The organism is Mesorhizobium sp. Root102 (assembly GCF_001425625.1).
GTDB lineage: Bacteria > Pseudomonadota > Alphaproteobacteria > Rhizobiales > Rhizobiaceae > Mesorhizobium.
In genome coordinates, this window is record NZ_LMCP01000036.1 from 1 (window position 1) to 14,535 (window position 14,535).

Genomic DNA, 14,535 nt, shown 5'->3' on the forward strand with positions numbered 1-14,535 from the left:
AGCGAGCGCCGGTCCTGCGATCATGCCGGCGAGAGCGGCGAGAACGAGAGTGCGATACATGATGGCTCCATTCGGAAGGTTGCGCGAGGATGTCGCGCCCGTGGGTGGGATTTCGATCGGTCCTGTCCGACGGCCTGTGACCGTCATTGGTGCGGCATAACCAATTCAACCTGACAACTGGCTGACAACTGCATCCGCGCCGCAGATGGGCTCGAGCCGGATAGTTTGATTTGGCGCAAGGACGGAGGGTGCCTCCGCGAGCAGGATGACAGGCGGGACGTAGACTTCGGCTGCCGTCCAGAAGGAGATTGCCATGAAAACCATATCGAGAAGAGCAGCGCTCGGGCTTGCTGCCGCAATGCTGATGGCCGGCGGCGCCGGCGCGGCCCAGGCTGCTTCCACTGTCAAGGTCTCGCTGTGGGACAAAGGCGCGAGTGCGGAGATGGCAATGGGGCTCGCCTATGCGACACCGGGACTCGATATCGCCAAGGCGACCATGGGCATCAGGGCTTTGCCTGGCGCGGTTAAGGCCGGGGACGTCACATTCAATGTGAAAAATGACTCCAAGGACACCGTTCACGAAATGATCGTGATGTACCTTGCCGATCCCGGCAAGCCGCTTCCTTACCTTGAAGCCGAGAACCGTGTCGACGAAGACAAGGCTGGCGACAAGGGCGAAGTTTCGGAGCTTGATCCCGGAAAATCAGGCACATTGACCGTCGAGTTGAAGGCTGGAAAATACCTGCTTATCTGCAACGTGCCAGGTCATTATGGAGCCGGCATGTGGGCCGAATTCACCGTCGAGCCATAGATCCTGAACCAAGCAGCCGCTTGGCCGGAACCTGCGACTGCCGCAGTCTTCGAAAGCCTGCCGGGATCGCCGGCCTTGTCGGTTTGGTCGCGCCACGGCGGAATAGGCTGGGCAGTCACGGCATCGTTTTTCCGGTGCAACATGGAGCACGTCATGAGAGCGATGGTGCTCGAAAACATCGGCGTGCCATTGAAGCTGGTCGACAGGCCTGATCCCATAGCTGGACCCGGTGAGATCAGGTTGAAGGTCGAGGCATGCGCTGTCTGTCGGACCGATCTGCATGTCATTGATGGCGATCTGCGTCATCCAAAACTACCGCTCATTCCGGGTCACGAAATCGTCGGCATCATCGATTCCGTCGGCAAGGGCGTGGCGCGTTCCAGGATCGGGCGCAGGGTTGGCGTGCCCTGGCTTGGCCACACTTGCGGACATTGTACTTACTGTGCCGCAGAGAATGAAAATCTCTGCGATCAGCCAGATTTCACGGGCTATACACGCGATGGCGGCTTCGCCAGCCATGTCATTGCCGACACCCAATTCGCCTTCGATCTGGACCTTGACGCCGACCCCGTATCGCAGGCGCCGCTGCTTTGCGCTGGCCTGATCGGCTGGCGATGCCTGAAGAAAGCCGGTGACGGCAAGCGGCTCGGGATCTACGGCTTCGGCGCCGCTGCACATATCGTTGCCCAGATCGCAATTTGGCAGGGTCGTGACATCTTCGCTTTCACCCGGCCCGGCGACAGTGAAGCGCAGGAATTCGCTCGCTCGCTCGGCGCGACGTGGGCGGGCGGTTCGGATGAACTTCCGCCCAAGCAGCTCGATGCCACGATTATCTTCGCTCCTGTGGGTGACCTAGTGCCGATCGCGCTTCGTGCCGTTCACAAGGGCGGTCGAGTGGTTTGCGGCGGCATTTACATGAGTGACATTCCGGCAATGGGCTACGAATTGCTCTGGGAAGAGCGTGAACTGGTATCGGTCGCAAACTTGACGCGCCGCGACGCGGAAGAGTTCTTTCCCATTGCCAAGCGCGCGCATGTGCGCACGCATACAAAGGTCTACCCGCTGGAACAGGCCAATCGGGCGTTGGACGATTTGAGGCAAGGCAGATTGAGCGGCGCCGCTGTCCTGGTGCCGTGATCGGCATTCGACGACCGTTATCTGGCTCGTTCACCCAGTCCGCGCATATGCCGGATCCACTTCGCACGGGTCGCATCGCTGGCGCCAGCGACCATGCCGAACAGGGTTTCGCGCACCGGACTGATTCCTACAAAATGCAGAATGCTTCGCCGCATGCCGGCGATGCCGTGTCCGAGGAACCATAGGCGGTAAAGAACTGAGGGCATGCCCATCGTCACCACGACGCGCGCAGAGCGACCGCGAAGCAGTGTCTTGGTGAAACCGCCGCCCTTGTCCGGGTAGGCGAAGGCCGTCCCTGGCCGCATCACCTGTTCCAGGAATGCCTTGAGCAGAGCTGGCATGGTTCCGAGCCATAGGGGGGGAAGACAAAGACGATGTGCCCCGCCCAGACGATCGCCTCGGCTGCATTCTTCAGCTCATCGGGAACCGCACCATGTTCGAACTCCTGCATTGTCCGCAGCATCGGATAATCAAGTGCCGCCAGATCGACCCGGCGGACGGCGTGTCCCGCTTTTTCCGCGCCCTCGCCATAGGCGTCGGCAAGACCGCGGCAGAGCCGGTCCGGGGACGGGTCGGGATGGCTGACCACAATCAGGATGCGTCGCGACATGGTCTACTCCCAGGGAGGCTCGCGTTGCCGCGTCAGGGCCGCTCGACCCTTGCCACCTGGTAGGTGTGCATGGCGCCGTTGCGCTCGATCGACACATATTCACCGGTCACGAACCGTTCATCACCGAGATGAAAGCCGATTTCGTCGTCACGGTCGCCTTCGGCGTAGTCGAAATACCATTGTCCGCCGGGTTTGCGTCTCAGCCGGCCGATCAGGTCTTCCTCGCCGGTGCGAAAGCGGCGAACACGGCAAGAGGCCCTGTGCGACTTCCACTCTTCCGCATCGATCCGGCCTTCGCCGGTCAATGGAGCGAGCACGTCGTAGCCCTCTTCGCGATCGCCTTCCGGATGGCCTCTTTCGCGGGCGAGCAGCAATCGGACATGGCGGAATTTTGGGGTGAGGTCCTTCGAATTGGTCATGGCGAACTCCTTTTAAGGAGTTCCATAGAGCCGTAGCTGGGCTTGCCCCTTGATCCGCATCAAAGTGGCTCAAGAACCGCGCTTTTATCCCGGACTAAGCAACAACATGGCGCCGTAGCCGGCGGTCGCAGCGGCCAGGGTTGCGCCGGCCAGCGGCAACCAGAACCTGATCGGACCGGTAAATACCGCCAGTAACAGGCGGCCGATCGCGTTTGCCGCCAGCGCCGCCAGCACCGCCTGACCGATAGTCTCGACAGGGACCGAATGCTTGACCAGCCGCAAGGCACTGAGCACCGAGACGTCGACATCGAACGTGCCTGCCAGCGCCGAACTCGCCAACAGACCGCGCCCGCCGAATTGAGCGGCCAGCCCGGCACTCGCGGTCGCGACGATCGCAAAGAGCAAGGCGAAGAGCAGCAACGGACCCAGTTCGAATGGATTGCGTGCGATAGCGCTGCCTTCACCGTCCCCGCTGTCACGAGTCAGCAGCAGCGTTCCGCAGACAGCGAAGGCGAGCGCCGCGGCAATCGCCGGGATGCCGATTGAAACCAACACGCTTGGCTCGATGATCAGAACCACGGCGCAGACGCGGAGCACCGAAACCATGGCAGCCAGCGCTGCCGCCCCGGCGAGCGCCAGCCGATTGGCTGCAGATGTGGCGTTGCGGGCAAGCGCCAAGGTCACCGCTGTGGAAGAGACGATCGCACCCACGAGCGAACTGACCAGCAGACCACGCGTATTTCCCAGAATGCGAACAGCCACATAGCCGGCGAACGAAATCGAGGCCATCAGCACCGTCAGGAACCAAACTTCCCACGGATTGAAACCGCCCCACGGGTCCATCGTCCGGTTTGGCAGCAGGGGCAAGACGATCGCCGTCATCACCGCCAGGATCAGCGCTGAACGCAGTTCCACCCAGGTCAGTCGCTTCAAGAGACCATGCAGGACCTCTCGGCTGGCCAGGATTGCTGCCAATGCCGCCCCACCGGCAGCAGCCGCCCGATAATCGCCGGCGACGGAAAGCGACCCAAGCGCGAAAACGCCGAGACCAGCGATCACGCTCGTGACACTGAAATCCTCGTCATGGACCGCCTCGCGTGCCTTGTACCAGGCGAAGATTGCCGCAAAGGCGATGAATCCGCCGACCAGCACGGATACTGCGCCGAGCGCGTTGGCCAGGGCCGCGAGAACGCCGCCGAGCAGGCCGGATATACCGAATGTCCTAATTCCGGCCGTGCGGCTGCGATCGGGTGCATCCCGCTCTTGCCAGCCACGCTCCAAGCCGACGAGCAGGCCAATTGCCAAGGCCAGTCCGAGCCGGGCGATGAGCGGATCCATGGCGCGGCGACTTTCAGGCGGTGACCGTCGGCAGGCGGTCGCGAACCCACCTGACGATCTGGCCTGCCGTCATTGCACCGGATGTACGCGCGATTTCGTGCCCGCCATCGAAGAGGATCACGGTCGGGATGCCACGAATGTCGAGCCTTGCCGCGACGGCCTGCTCATTGTCCGAATTGAGCTTGATCAGACGAACATGCGGCTCCAGCTCGTTGGCGGCGGCCTCATACGCCGGCGCCATCATCTTGCAGGGACCGCACCAAGGTGCCCAGATGTCGACGACAACGGGGATACTGCTGCGCGCGATCTGATGATCGAAAATCGCGGCATCGACGTCTTCGGGATGGCCCGAAAACAGCCTGATCCCGCACTTTCCGCATCTAGCCTCCCTGGCATCGCGGGCGGGCGGCAGGCGGTTGACCCCACCACATTTGCTGCAAACCACCAGTTTCTGCTGTGCCATGACCCTTCACCGATTTTGCTGTGGTCCACTATGCGCGCCCGAGACGTCCATCGCCAAGAGTGCGCAGAGCGTTGAGGATGACCGCCACGTCGATCCCTTCCTGAAGCAGCGCTCCGGCAACCGGGGTGATCTGCCCCATGGCAGCCGCGATCATTGCCAGCCCCGACAGCGCCAGCCCGGCGATGATGCTTTGCAAGGCGATCGATCGCGTTCGCCGTGCAATCCGAACTGCATCGGCGACGGGCTGCAGCCTGTCGGTCAGCACGATGACGTCCGCCGCCTCGGAGGAGGCGGTCGCACCACGTGCGCCCATGGCGACCCCCACCGTTGCGGCCGCTAGGGCAGGGGCATCGTTGATGCCGTCGCCGACCATCATCGTCGGCGCCGAGGCTTTCTCGGCCGCGACCGTCGCGACTTTTTCGGCAGGGGTCGCATCGGCGACAATGGCGTCGAGGTCGAGCAACGCGGAGATGCGCTCGGCTGCCACGCCGTCGTCGCCTGTGAGCATTATCATGCGCGCAATGCCGGCCGAGCGCAGCTTGCCGAGTGCGTCATGCGCATCAACACGCAGGGCGTCCCCGAAGGTGAAAACACCGGCGAGCCGTCCGCCGAGCGCCACAAAGACCCTAAGCACCGGTTCGTCCTGATATTTTTCTTCACCGCTTTTCGCCCAGCCGGGCAACGGCTTGTCGGCGAGCACGAGAGCCCGCGATCCCGCCGCGATCGACATGTTTTCGACCCGGCCTTTCAAGCCCGCGCCGCGACACTCGCGGACATCATGCGGATGCGAAAGCATCAGCTGCCTGCCGCGCGCCGCCCGGATGATCGAGTCGGCGAGCACATGGTGCGAGGCCTGTTCCAGGGACGCCAACATCTGCAGCAATTGGTTCGTTTCACGGCGGGGTGCGGCTTCGATTTCGATGAGCTCGGCGCCGCCGATGGTCAAGGTTCCAGTCTTGTCGAAGATCACGGTTCGAACTTGCGCAAGGGCCTCCAGAGCCGCGCTGCCTTTCATCAAGATGCCGGCACGCGCGGCGCGGGACACGCCGCCAATGAAGGCAACCGGTGCTGCAAGGATGAGCGGGCAAGGTGTCGCGACCACCAGCACGGCGAGTGCCCGGATTGGATCGCCGGAGATGTACCAGGCGGCACCGGAAACCAGCAAAGTGGCTGGCAGCAGGAACAGGGCGAAACGGTCGGCCATGCGGATAAACGGGGATTTCGCGGTCTGCGCTGCAGCGACCATGCGTATGATCGCCGCATAGGTGCTCTGTTCTGCCAGGGCCGAAGCCCGCATGCTGAAGGACTCACCGGCGTTGAGTGTGCCACTGCGCAACACATCCCCTGCGCTCCGCCGTTCCGGCAGTGGTTCTCCAGTCACCGCGGACTCGTCGAGAGAGGCCGAAGCATCGAGCAGGATGCCGTCGACGGGAAGCAGTTCGCCGGCACGCACCAGGAGGTTGTCGCCGACGGCCACTTCTTCGACCGGGATCCGTTCTGTTCCATGCGTCGACTTGCGGTGTGCGACACGCGGTGACCGGTCGGTCAATGCCTTTAGGTTGCGTTCCGCGCGGCCGCGGGCGAAATCCTCAAGCACCGTGCCGCCGGCATACATGATCGCGACCACCACTGCCGCCAGGGCTTGACCGAGCAGCAGCGCTGCGGACATCGACACCAAGGCAATCGCATCGACACCGAAGCGACCTATCCAGAAATCACGCAGAATGGAGATGGCGAGAGCCGTCACCACGGGCAAGGTCGCCACCGTCCAGATCGTGTCGGCTTCAAGGGGAGCGAGCCCGGTTCGCCAGGCTCCGATTCCAACGGCGAGACCCAGGATGGCAATCACCAGCAATGCGCGCCGCAGGGTGGACTCGTTCATGCGATGCTTTCCGATTTCATCGATGCTCGCCAATTCTCGCAAGGGCTGACGGGCGCGTCTAACTCGTGCAACAGCTAATCGCGAGAACCGAGAACGCTTTGATCCAACGCAACGAACGGGCAAGATCGACGGGTGATTATCGCCATGATTCGGAGACATAGGATGTGACGATCCGCAATCTCGACCATGCGTTTTCCCCAAAGTCGGTTGCCGTGTTTGGAGCATCGCTGCGTGACGGCTCGGTCGGCCGTGTCGTCTTCGACAACATCGTCAGCGGCGGCTTCGAGGGAGAGATCTGGCCGGTCAACCCGAAATACTCCGAGGTCGCCGGTCGGCAATGCTATGCCAAGGCGGCCGACCTTCCGGGTGTTCCAGACCTTGGTGTCATCGTCACGCCGCCAGACACAGTTCCCGCCATCGTGCGGGACCTTGCTGAAAGAGGCACGCGGGCGGCGGTCGTCATCACCGCCGGGCTGACGCGCGAGAACGGCCTGCGTCAGGCGATGCTCGACGCTGCCAAGCCTACTCTTTTTCGCATCATCGGGCCGAACACGGTCGGGCTGATGATCCCGCCATTACGGCTCAATGCCGGATTTGCGCATATGGCCGCCAGACCCGGCAACATCGCACTGCTGTCGCAATCCGGCGCCATCGCCACATCGCTGATAGACTGGGCGGCGGACAACCATGTCGGTTTCTCGCAGATCGTCTCTCTGGGCGACATGGCGGATGTCGACGTGGGAGATTGTCTCGACATGCTGGCGGGCGACATGCACACGCGCGCCATCGTGATGTATTTCGAAACCATTCCCAATCCGCGCAAGTTCATCTCGGCCGCTCGTGCGGCGGCACGCGTCAAGCCGGTGATCGCGATCAAGTCGGGCCGGCACGAGCAATCGGCCAAAGCGGCCGCGACCCATACCGGCGCGCTATCGGGCGCCGATCGTGTCGTCGATGCGGCATTGCTGCGCGCTGGCATCCTGCGCGTCAAAGGCCTGACCGAGTTGTTCGATGCGGTTGAAACGACCGCCCGTTTCGTTCCGCTGGAACGAGCCCGCGTCGGTATCGTCACCAACGGCGGCGGCGCCGGGGTGCTTGCCGTCGATCAACTGATGGACTGCAACGGGGAATTGGTCGAGCTCTCGCCGGAAACGATCGCCCGACTGGATGCCGTCCTGCCGAGCACCTGGTCCCGGGCCAATCCGGTCGACATTATCGGCGATGCCCCGCCGGAGCGCTACCGGGCCGCGATCGAGGCTGTCGCGGCCGACGCCGGCACCGACGTCGTGCTGGTCATGAATTGCCCGACCGGGCTCGGCTCGTCGCTTGCCGCGGCAAGCGCGGTGGCGACGCTCGCACAGGACGGCAAGATTGACGGCAAACCTGTCCTGACCTGCTGGCTTGGCGAGCGCACGGCGCGCGAGGGGCGACGTGTTCTTCAGGATGCTGGTATTGCCAGTTTTGAAACGCCGGCTGACGCGGCAACAGCCGTCTCCTACCTCAGCGAATGGTCGCGTGCTCAGCGGGCATTGATGCGCACGCCGTCGAGCCGCAGCGAAGACGCTAAAAGCGGCCGAGAAGCCGTGCTTGCCATATTCAGGCAGGTCGCGAAGGAGGGGCGGCGAATGCTGACCGAGCCTGAAGCCAAGGCAGCAATTTTCGCCTACGGCATCACGGTGCCTGAGACGGTCGTCGCCAGATCTCCTGCCGAAGCGGAAGCGGTTGCCGGCCGCCTCCTCAAGACGTCTGAGCAGGTCGTCGTCAAGCTGTTGTCCAAGGCGATCTCGCACAAGTCGGACATTGGCGGGGTTGTGCTCAACATTGCCGATGCCGCGGCCGCAGGGGAGGCCGCACGCGCAATCGAGGCGCGTGTGCGCAAACGCGCACCGCAAGCCGATATTGAAGGCTATGCCGTTCAGCCGATGGTGTTGCGAAAACAGGCGCAGGAACTCATCCTCGGCATGAGCCAGGATCCGATCTTCGGGCCGGCCATCCTGTTTGGAGCTGGCGGCGTGGCGGTCGAGATGATGGATGACACAGCGATTGCCTTGCCACCGCTCGATGACGTTCTTGCCGGTGACCTGATCGGGCAAACGCGGATCGGCCGCCTGCTTGCCGGGTTCCGCGATCGGAAACCGGCCGATCGGCAGTCGATCATTGCAGCCCTAAACGGCCTGTCGCAGATGACCGTCGACTTTCCGTGCCTCGTTGCGATGGACATCAATCCGCTGCTGGCCGACGCCGAGGGTGTGATTGCGCTCGACGCCCGCATCGAGATCGAGCCGGAACGCGTGGAAGAGGCGGGGCCGAACCCCGCACTTGCCATCAGGCCTTATCCGTCGGGTTGGGAGAAGGCGTTTTTGGGAGGCGGCATGCACTATCACATCCGGCCCATCAAGCCGGCCGACATCGCGCTCTATCCCGAATTCCTTGCCAGGATTTCGCCTGACGATCTGCGCCTGCGTTTTCTGTCGCCGCGCAAAAGCTTCTCCGACCAGATGCTGAAGAGGCTCACCCAGCTCGACTATGACCGCAACATGGCCTTCGTCGCTCTCGAGGCAAGCACTGGCGCTTTGGCGGGCATCAGCCGGCTTTCCTGCGATCCGGACCGCTCCGTTGCCGAATACGCCTTGCTGGTGCGCACGGACCTGCAGGGTCATGGTCTGGGCTGGGCATTGCTCAGGCAGCTCGTTGACTATGCAAAGGCCGATGGGATTGGTCGGATCGAAGGCCTGGTGCTCAGTGAGAACGCGAGGATGCTGGCCATGTGCCGCGAATTCGGCTTCTCGACAAGGCGTCATCCAAGTGAACCCGGCCTTGTCGAGGCAACTCTCGAACTCCGTTGAGGCCGATCACCCTGCGGCACCAGTCAGGAGGCTGTGTGCAGGGCCTTGGAAGTATCGCCCTCGGAAAACCCACTCAATTCCGCAACAGTGTCGGCGAGCTTTCGATCGGCGTTGATCTTTTGCCAGCTAGACTGGGTGGCATTTCGCTGCAATTGCCGCGAGAGGATGTCTATCGTCGCGTCTGAAGGACCGCCCTTACGTTCACTGACCCGCTGCCAAAGGACAAGCGGGTCCGCTTCCAACCAAAATCCGGAGAATCTGATAGCCCGGCTGCGCGCCGCTTTCTCGATCCGCTCACGATCGGCCGGCCTGTCGAAAACGGCATCAGCTACGACCGAGCCGCCCTCGGAAAGGATCAGGCCAGCGCGCCATGCCATTTCGCTGTAGACACGGGTGGAGACCTCCGGTCGATAGGCTCTGTCCGGCAGCCTGGTCTCAGCGGGCACTCCATGCATGGCCTTGCGGATACGGTCGCTTTCGACAATGCGGGCGCCGGGCGGCGCACCGATATGGGCGGCTAGCGCCTCTGCAACGGTCGTCTTGCCGGAGCCACTGAGGCCACCGATGGCAACGAGCCGCGGCGAGGTTTCCTGGAGAAATGCTCGAGCAAGGTCGAAATAGGATCTGGCCTCGGCAGCCAGTTTGTCGGAATCGGCGCTGCCTTCCTCGACCTGCGTTGCGATCACATGGGCGCGCACGACAGCCCGCACCGCCATGAAAAAGGGCAGCAGGATGAACCCGTCCTCGTCGTCGGCTTCGTCGAGATAGCGGTTCATCACAAGATTGGCGAGTTGCGGAAAGCCGCGATGCCAAAGGTCCATTAGCAAGAAAGCGAGGTCGTACAGGACGTCGATGCTGGCGATCTGGTCGTTGAATTCGATGCAGTCGAAGAGGCGGGGCTCGCCGTCGAAAAGGCAGATGTTACGCAGATGCAGATCGCCATGGCACCGGCGGATCTTGCTCGCGGCCTCCCGGCGATCGAGCAATTCGGAATGCCGGTAGAGGGCGGTGCGGAAGGCTTCGGCAAAGCTCGTGACCTCTGCTTTTGTGAAAACATGGCTCGTGGCAAAGCCGGCCTCGTTGATGTCGAGCACACCCGCCATGTTGGACGACCCGCTGCCATTGTGGACCGTCGGTGCGGCACGGTGGTAGCCGACGATCATGCGCGCAACCGCGGTCATCAGCGCCGGCGTCAATTCTCCCGCGGCTGCCATACGATCGAGAAGCTTCGACTGGTCGAAGCGGATCATCTCGATCGCCGCATCGACCATTTGGCCGGTGCCATCGAAAGCCAACTCGCCGTCGGCATCGCGCGTGATTCGGCGCACGCCCAAATAGAGGCCGGGTGCGGTCTTCGAGTTGAGTTCCACCTCTTTCTCGCAAGCGGCAAGCCTGAGAGCAGGCGCCGAGAAATCGACATAGGGCAGCTTGACCGCGCGTTTCATCTTGTAGGCGCGCTGGCCGACCAGAAAGATAAGCGAGATATGGGTTTCGATCACTTCGACAGGCCCGGTCACGCCATAGGAGGAAGGGTCACGCAGAAACGCGGCGGCGGCTTGTTGGTCGTCAACGATCATTTTCCGTCATCCTCGATGCTTGCTCTTGCCGAGACTGTTTTCCGCCATCTGCTTTCATTGCTGCAGCGTCTCGACATAACCGGCCAGATCATGGATCCGTTCCTGGGTGACGATCTCTCCGGCGTTCGGGCCGAATTTCCTGGCGTCATCGGGGAGGAATTGCCGGCCCCAAACTGGCATGTCGCGATCGCCATGCTCCGGCACCATGGTGCGGCCATCGATCATGGCGAAAACGCGCCAGTAGGGGAAGGCGCCGCCATTGTCTTTCGAAAGACGGGTGAGGTCGGCCGGCCGCTTCACCAATTCGTCGCCGAGCGGTCCATCACCCTTGCCTTCGGGACCGTGGCAGACGGCGCAAGAGTTCATGTATTCCGCCTTGCCGTTGCCGAGTTCCTGGGCGCCGGCCGCATTGAAGGCCACACCTGCCAAGGCCGCCGCGATCAGGAACTTCATCTGCGTTTCCCCGATTGATTGGCGCAACCCTACAACTTTGGTTGGCCAGCACGTTGATGCGGATCAAACACCCGCCGCACCCAAGGTGTTTGATTCAGCGCAACGAACGCACCAGCCCCTCTCGCTTACGCTTCAGCAACGATTGAACCTTCACACGAAATGAGGAGTTGTTGCCGTGACTTTCAAGACACTGCTTACGGTTACCGGACCGAACCAGGGCGAGGGCGATCTGAATCTCGCCGCCAGCCTGTGCGAACAGGTCGGCGCCCATCTCTCCGTGCTCGTTCTCGAGCTGGCCGCACCCCCCTCGGGCGCGTACGCGGCTGTCGTCTCACCAGCCTGGCTCGAGGAGCGTCAGGTCGAGGTCAAGAGGCTCAAGAAGCGAATTTCGGCAGTCGGCGCCTTTCTCTCCCAGAGCGCGGTATCGGCTGATCTGAGCGACGACTACCCCGATACGGCTTGGGCGGACGAAGTCATCGGAAGGCGCGCCCGCTATGCCGATCTGACCATTCTTGGCCCAGATCTGCTCACAAGCCCGACGCTGAGGGATAAAGTCATCCAAGGCGCGCTGTTCTCATCGGGAAAGCCTATCCTGCTCCTTCCCGAAGGCGCTCGGCCAACGTTGAAGCCGAGACGCATCCTGGTTGCTTGGGCCGCGCGCCTTGAGTCATCGCGCGCCGTTCGTGAGTCGCTCGACATGCTGAAAAGCGCCGAAGAGGTTCACCTCGTTATAGTCGACCCGATCGATGACGAGTTCCATCACGGTGCGGAACCCGGAGCAGATGCCGCTGCCTATCTCGCTCGGCACGGCGTGAAGGTTACGGTCGAACGACTGCCCAGCGCGAACCATTCGGTTGCCGACGTGCTTCGCCAGCATGCCGGCGACGTTGCGGCCGAGCTGATGGTCATGGGCGCCTACGGTCATTCCCGGTTGCGCGAGCGGATTTTCGGTGGGGTAACCAAGTCAATGCTTGAGGGTCAATTGCTGCCGGTCTTGATGGCGCGATAGCAATTCAACGGGTGGAAAATGGGCGGGTGCAGATTGCGCTGGCCCTTTTCGTTTCTCGCAAGACTTGATGGGGCGACTACTCGCTCGCTTCTCGCCCGGACACCTGTTCAATCATGATCCGAAAGAAAACGTGCGGTGCACTGTCGGCTGTGGGAGGAACGACGGGCTTGAGCGCGCCAGGTTCCCACCAGTCGGTATGTTTGCTCAACACTGACCAAGCATGATCGCGTTCGAGCTTGTGGCCAATTCGGTCCGGCAGTTCTTCGTACCGGCCGTCGGCAACGACGCTTCTCCATCCTCGCCCCTGGCCATGTTCGTCAACCTGGACGGACACCAGCGGATTGGCCCGCATCCATTCGATCTTTTTTCCCGGCATTGAAAACGCGTAAAGATGAGCGTCCGAATGGGCGTAGTAGACGGGCACGACGTAGGGCTGCCCATCCTTTGCGCATGCCAGGTGGCCCACGCGATTGGCCGTCAGGATTTTCGTGCATTCCAGGGCAGAAAGCGCGCGGACCAGCATGACGTGATCTCCTATTTCTCTCGGTTATTCCGTGGCATTGATTTCGTGGCGGCTTTCGAGCCGGGGCCGGCTGCGTGTTGTTGCGCACCCGTTTGCGACCGAACAGCCTTGCCCATCGCAGTGACGATATCGCTGTCCGAGAGCTGAGGAAACCGCAAGTAGTGGAAGCTCAGGGCACGGAACTGTCCTGGCTGACTAAGGCAAACCACTCGATCCGCTTCCCGTGCCAGTTCAGCGACCGTCTCTTGCGGTGAAACAGGAACTGCCACGATGATTTCCCTCGGTGACCGGCGCTTGAGGGCGCGGATCGCGATTTTCATGGTCGTACCGGTCGCGGCACCGTCATCGACGATGATCGCTGTCTTTCCCGCGATCGAGATCGGTTTGGTCTTACCTCGATAGGCAACGCGCCGGCGTTCGAGTTCTGGGCGCTCATTTGCAATCAAGACACGTAGCTCGTCTTCGTCGAGCGCATAGGCCTCGACGATCTCCCGGTTCAACACGACCTCCCCAGGGTCGCCATCGACGATTGCGGCAACAGCCAGTTCAGGATTGCCCGGGGCGCCGACCTTGCGGACGATAAGCAGGTCAAGAGGAGCATTGAGAGCATTGGCTACTTCCACCGCGACAAGCACGCCGCCGCGCGGCAGTGCCAGCACAACAGGCTGATGCAATTGAAGCCTACTCAACTCCAGGCCAAGCTTCACGCCAGCATCTTCCCGGTCTCGAAACATGGGTCAATCCACCGGCCACAATTTTCTAAGCGACTTCTTCATCGAGTTTCTGAGCTGCACGATCTCGCCATGCGAAATGTGACGCTCGAGAAGCTTGAACACGGCGTTGATCGCGACATCGAAATCGATCTCCTCATCGTAGCCGAAACTGTTTCTGACGCTGATAACAAAGTCGCGCTTCGTGCGCTCATGCGCAGGCTCCGATGGGGTCCAGCCTTCGAAGTACATGCCACGAATCAAAACTGGGAGTTGGGCCGAGAGATCGGCCATTTCCGCTTGCGACAGCCAGTCCCGCACTGTGTGCAGAACGGATCTCAGGAGGCGGCACGCACTCGGTTCGCTCCAGCAGAGGTCTTTGGCGAGCTCCTTGACCCACTGTTGCGCCTGCTGGCCAGCGTGCGTGAAGTCAGCAAAGGACGTGTGGGAAATATGACCCATGGCGATGCTCCTCGAAGATTTGAACTCCATTCTCAAGCATGGAAAGGCTTTGAGCATTGAGCAGGATCAAAACGTTCAAAAGTGCGTAGCCCCGATTGTGCTTTCAGCGCCGCTCGATCGGCTCGAGGAGCCGCACACCGGCTGGCAAAGGGACGAAGACTGTTTTGGCAGGCCGCGGCTTTTAGCCGCCTGACTTGGGCACCAGCAGGGGAATGATCCGGTCGCTCTTGGCGACGGATGGCCGACCGGCGGAGCCATAGGGAATGCCGAGTGCATCCCAGGTCTCGACCAGCGC

At 61.9% G+C, this 14,535-nt stretch carries 14 protein-coding genes and 1 pseudogene; 5 read left to right on the top strand and 10 right to left on the bottom strand.

Features of this window, described 5'->3' with window-relative positions; genetic code table 11:
* The first annotated feature begins 313 nt into the window (after positions 1-313).
* Both ASD12_RS24240 and ASD12_RS24245 read left to right on the top strand, forming a co-directional pair.
* Positions 314-811, top strand: coding sequence for a sulfocyanin-like copper-binding protein (locus ASD12_RS24240; RefSeq protein WP_056592286.1), 498 nt, complete (start codon positions 314-316; stop codon positions 809-811).
* 153 nt (positions 812-964) lie between these two features.
* Complete coding sequence (locus ASD12_RS24245; protein ID WP_056592287.1) at positions 965-1,948, top strand: zinc-dependent alcohol dehydrogenase family protein; 984 nt, start codon at positions 965-967, stop codon at positions 1,946-1,948.
* Between the two features lie 17 nt (positions 1,949-1,965).
* Here the strand turns inward: ASD12_RS24245 and ASD12_RS24250 are convergent.
* The 5 genes and pseudogenes from ASD12_RS24250 to ASD12_RS24270 form a co-directional block, all read right to left on the bottom strand.
* A pseudogene (locus ASD12_RS24250) lies at positions 1,966-2,558 on the bottom strand (NAD(P)H-dependent oxidoreductase).
* Between the two features lie 32 nt (positions 2,559-2,590).
* The gene (locus ASD12_RS24255; RefSeq protein WP_056592290.1) at positions 2,591-2,977 is read right to left on the bottom strand and encodes a hypothetical protein; all 387 of its coding nucleotides are present in this window, start codon (positions 2,975-2,977) and stop codon (positions 2,591-2,593) included.
* 84 nt (positions 2,978-3,061) lie between these two features.
* On the bottom strand, positions 3,062-4,315 hold the full coding sequence (locus ASD12_RS24260; protein ID WP_056592293.1) for an MgtC/SapB family protein: 1,254 nt from the start codon (positions 4,313-4,315) through the stop codon (positions 3,062-3,064).
* Positions 4,316-4,328: 13 nt separating this feature from the next.
* On the bottom strand, positions 4,329-4,778 hold the full coding sequence (gene trxC / locus ASD12_RS24265) for a thioredoxin TrxC (RefSeq protein WP_056592296.1): 450 nt from the start codon (positions 4,776-4,778) through the stop codon (positions 4,329-4,331).
* A 28-nt stretch (positions 4,779-4,806) separates the two neighbouring features.
* On the bottom strand, positions 4,807-6,660 hold the full coding sequence (locus ASD12_RS24270) for a heavy metal translocating P-type ATPase (protein WP_056592319.1): 1,854 nt from the start codon (positions 6,658-6,660) through the stop codon (positions 4,807-4,809).
* 164 nt (positions 6,661-6,824) lie between these two features.
* On the opposite strand from ASD12_RS24270, the gene ASD12_RS24275 reads away from it, so the two are divergent.
* Positions 6,825-9,506 carry a bifunctional acetate--CoA ligase family protein/GNAT family N-acetyltransferase gene (locus tag ASD12_RS24275; RefSeq protein ID WP_056592299.1) on the top strand — a complete coding sequence of 894 codons (2,682 nt, stop codon included), beginning with the start codon at positions 6,825-6,827 and terminating at the stop codon, positions 9,504-9,506.
* Positions 9,507-9,529: 23 nt separating this feature from the next.
* On the opposite strand, the gene ASD12_RS24280 is transcribed toward ASD12_RS24275, so the two are convergent.
* The gene (locus ASD12_RS24280; protein ID WP_056592302.1) at positions 9,530-11,083 is read right to left on the bottom strand and encodes a bifunctional aminoglycoside phosphotransferase/ATP-binding protein; all 1,554 of its coding nucleotides are present in this window, start codon (positions 11,081-11,083) and stop codon (positions 9,530-9,532) included.
* A 54-nt stretch (positions 11,084-11,137) separates the two neighbouring features.
* Positions 11,138-11,536, bottom strand: coding sequence for a c-type cytochrome (locus ASD12_RS24285; protein ID WP_056592305.1), 399 nt, complete (start codon positions 11,534-11,536; stop codon positions 11,138-11,140).
* 175 nt (positions 11,537-11,711) lie between these two features.
* Here ASD12_RS24285 and ASD12_RS24290 point away from each other — a divergent pair, with 175 nt between their 5' ends.
* Positions 11,712-12,545 (top strand): universal stress protein, encoded by an 834-nt coding sequence (locus ASD12_RS24290; protein ID WP_056592308.1) that lies wholly within the window; start codon positions 11,712-11,714, stop codon positions 12,543-12,545.
* A 76-nt stretch (positions 12,546-12,621) separates the two neighbouring features.
* Here ASD12_RS24290 and ASD12_RS24295 read toward each other — a convergent pair whose 3' ends face one another.
* The 3 genes from ASD12_RS24295 to ASD12_RS24305 are packed head-to-tail and all read right to left on the bottom strand — an operon-like array spanning position 12,622 to position 14,240.
* Positions 12,622-13,068: a pyridoxamine 5'-phosphate oxidase family protein gene (locus ASD12_RS24295; RefSeq protein WP_056592310.1), complete on the bottom strand. Its 447-nt coding sequence runs from the start codon at positions 13,066-13,068 to the stop codon at positions 12,622-12,624.
* An 11-nt stretch (positions 13,069-13,079) separates the two neighbouring features.
* Positions 13,080-13,802: a phosphoribosyltransferase gene (locus ASD12_RS24300; RefSeq protein WP_056592313.1), complete on the bottom strand. Its 723-nt coding sequence runs from the start codon at positions 13,800-13,802 to the stop codon at positions 13,080-13,082.
* Between the two features lie 3 nt (positions 13,803-13,805).
* Positions 13,806-14,240 (bottom strand): DUF2267 domain-containing protein, encoded by a 435-nt coding sequence (locus ASD12_RS24305; protein ID WP_056592314.1) that lies wholly within the window; start codon positions 14,238-14,240, stop codon positions 13,806-13,808.
* Between ASD12_RS24305 and ASD12_RS24310 the strand changes: the two genes are divergently transcribed.
* Positions 14,239-14,433 (top strand): hypothetical protein, encoded by a 195-nt coding sequence (locus ASD12_RS24310; protein ID WP_056592316.1) that lies wholly within the window; start codon positions 14,239-14,241, stop codon positions 14,431-14,433. The two genes, ASD12_RS24305 and ASD12_RS24310, sit on opposite strands and share 2 nt — an antisense overlap.
* Positions 14,434-14,535: the final 102 nt, after the last annotated feature.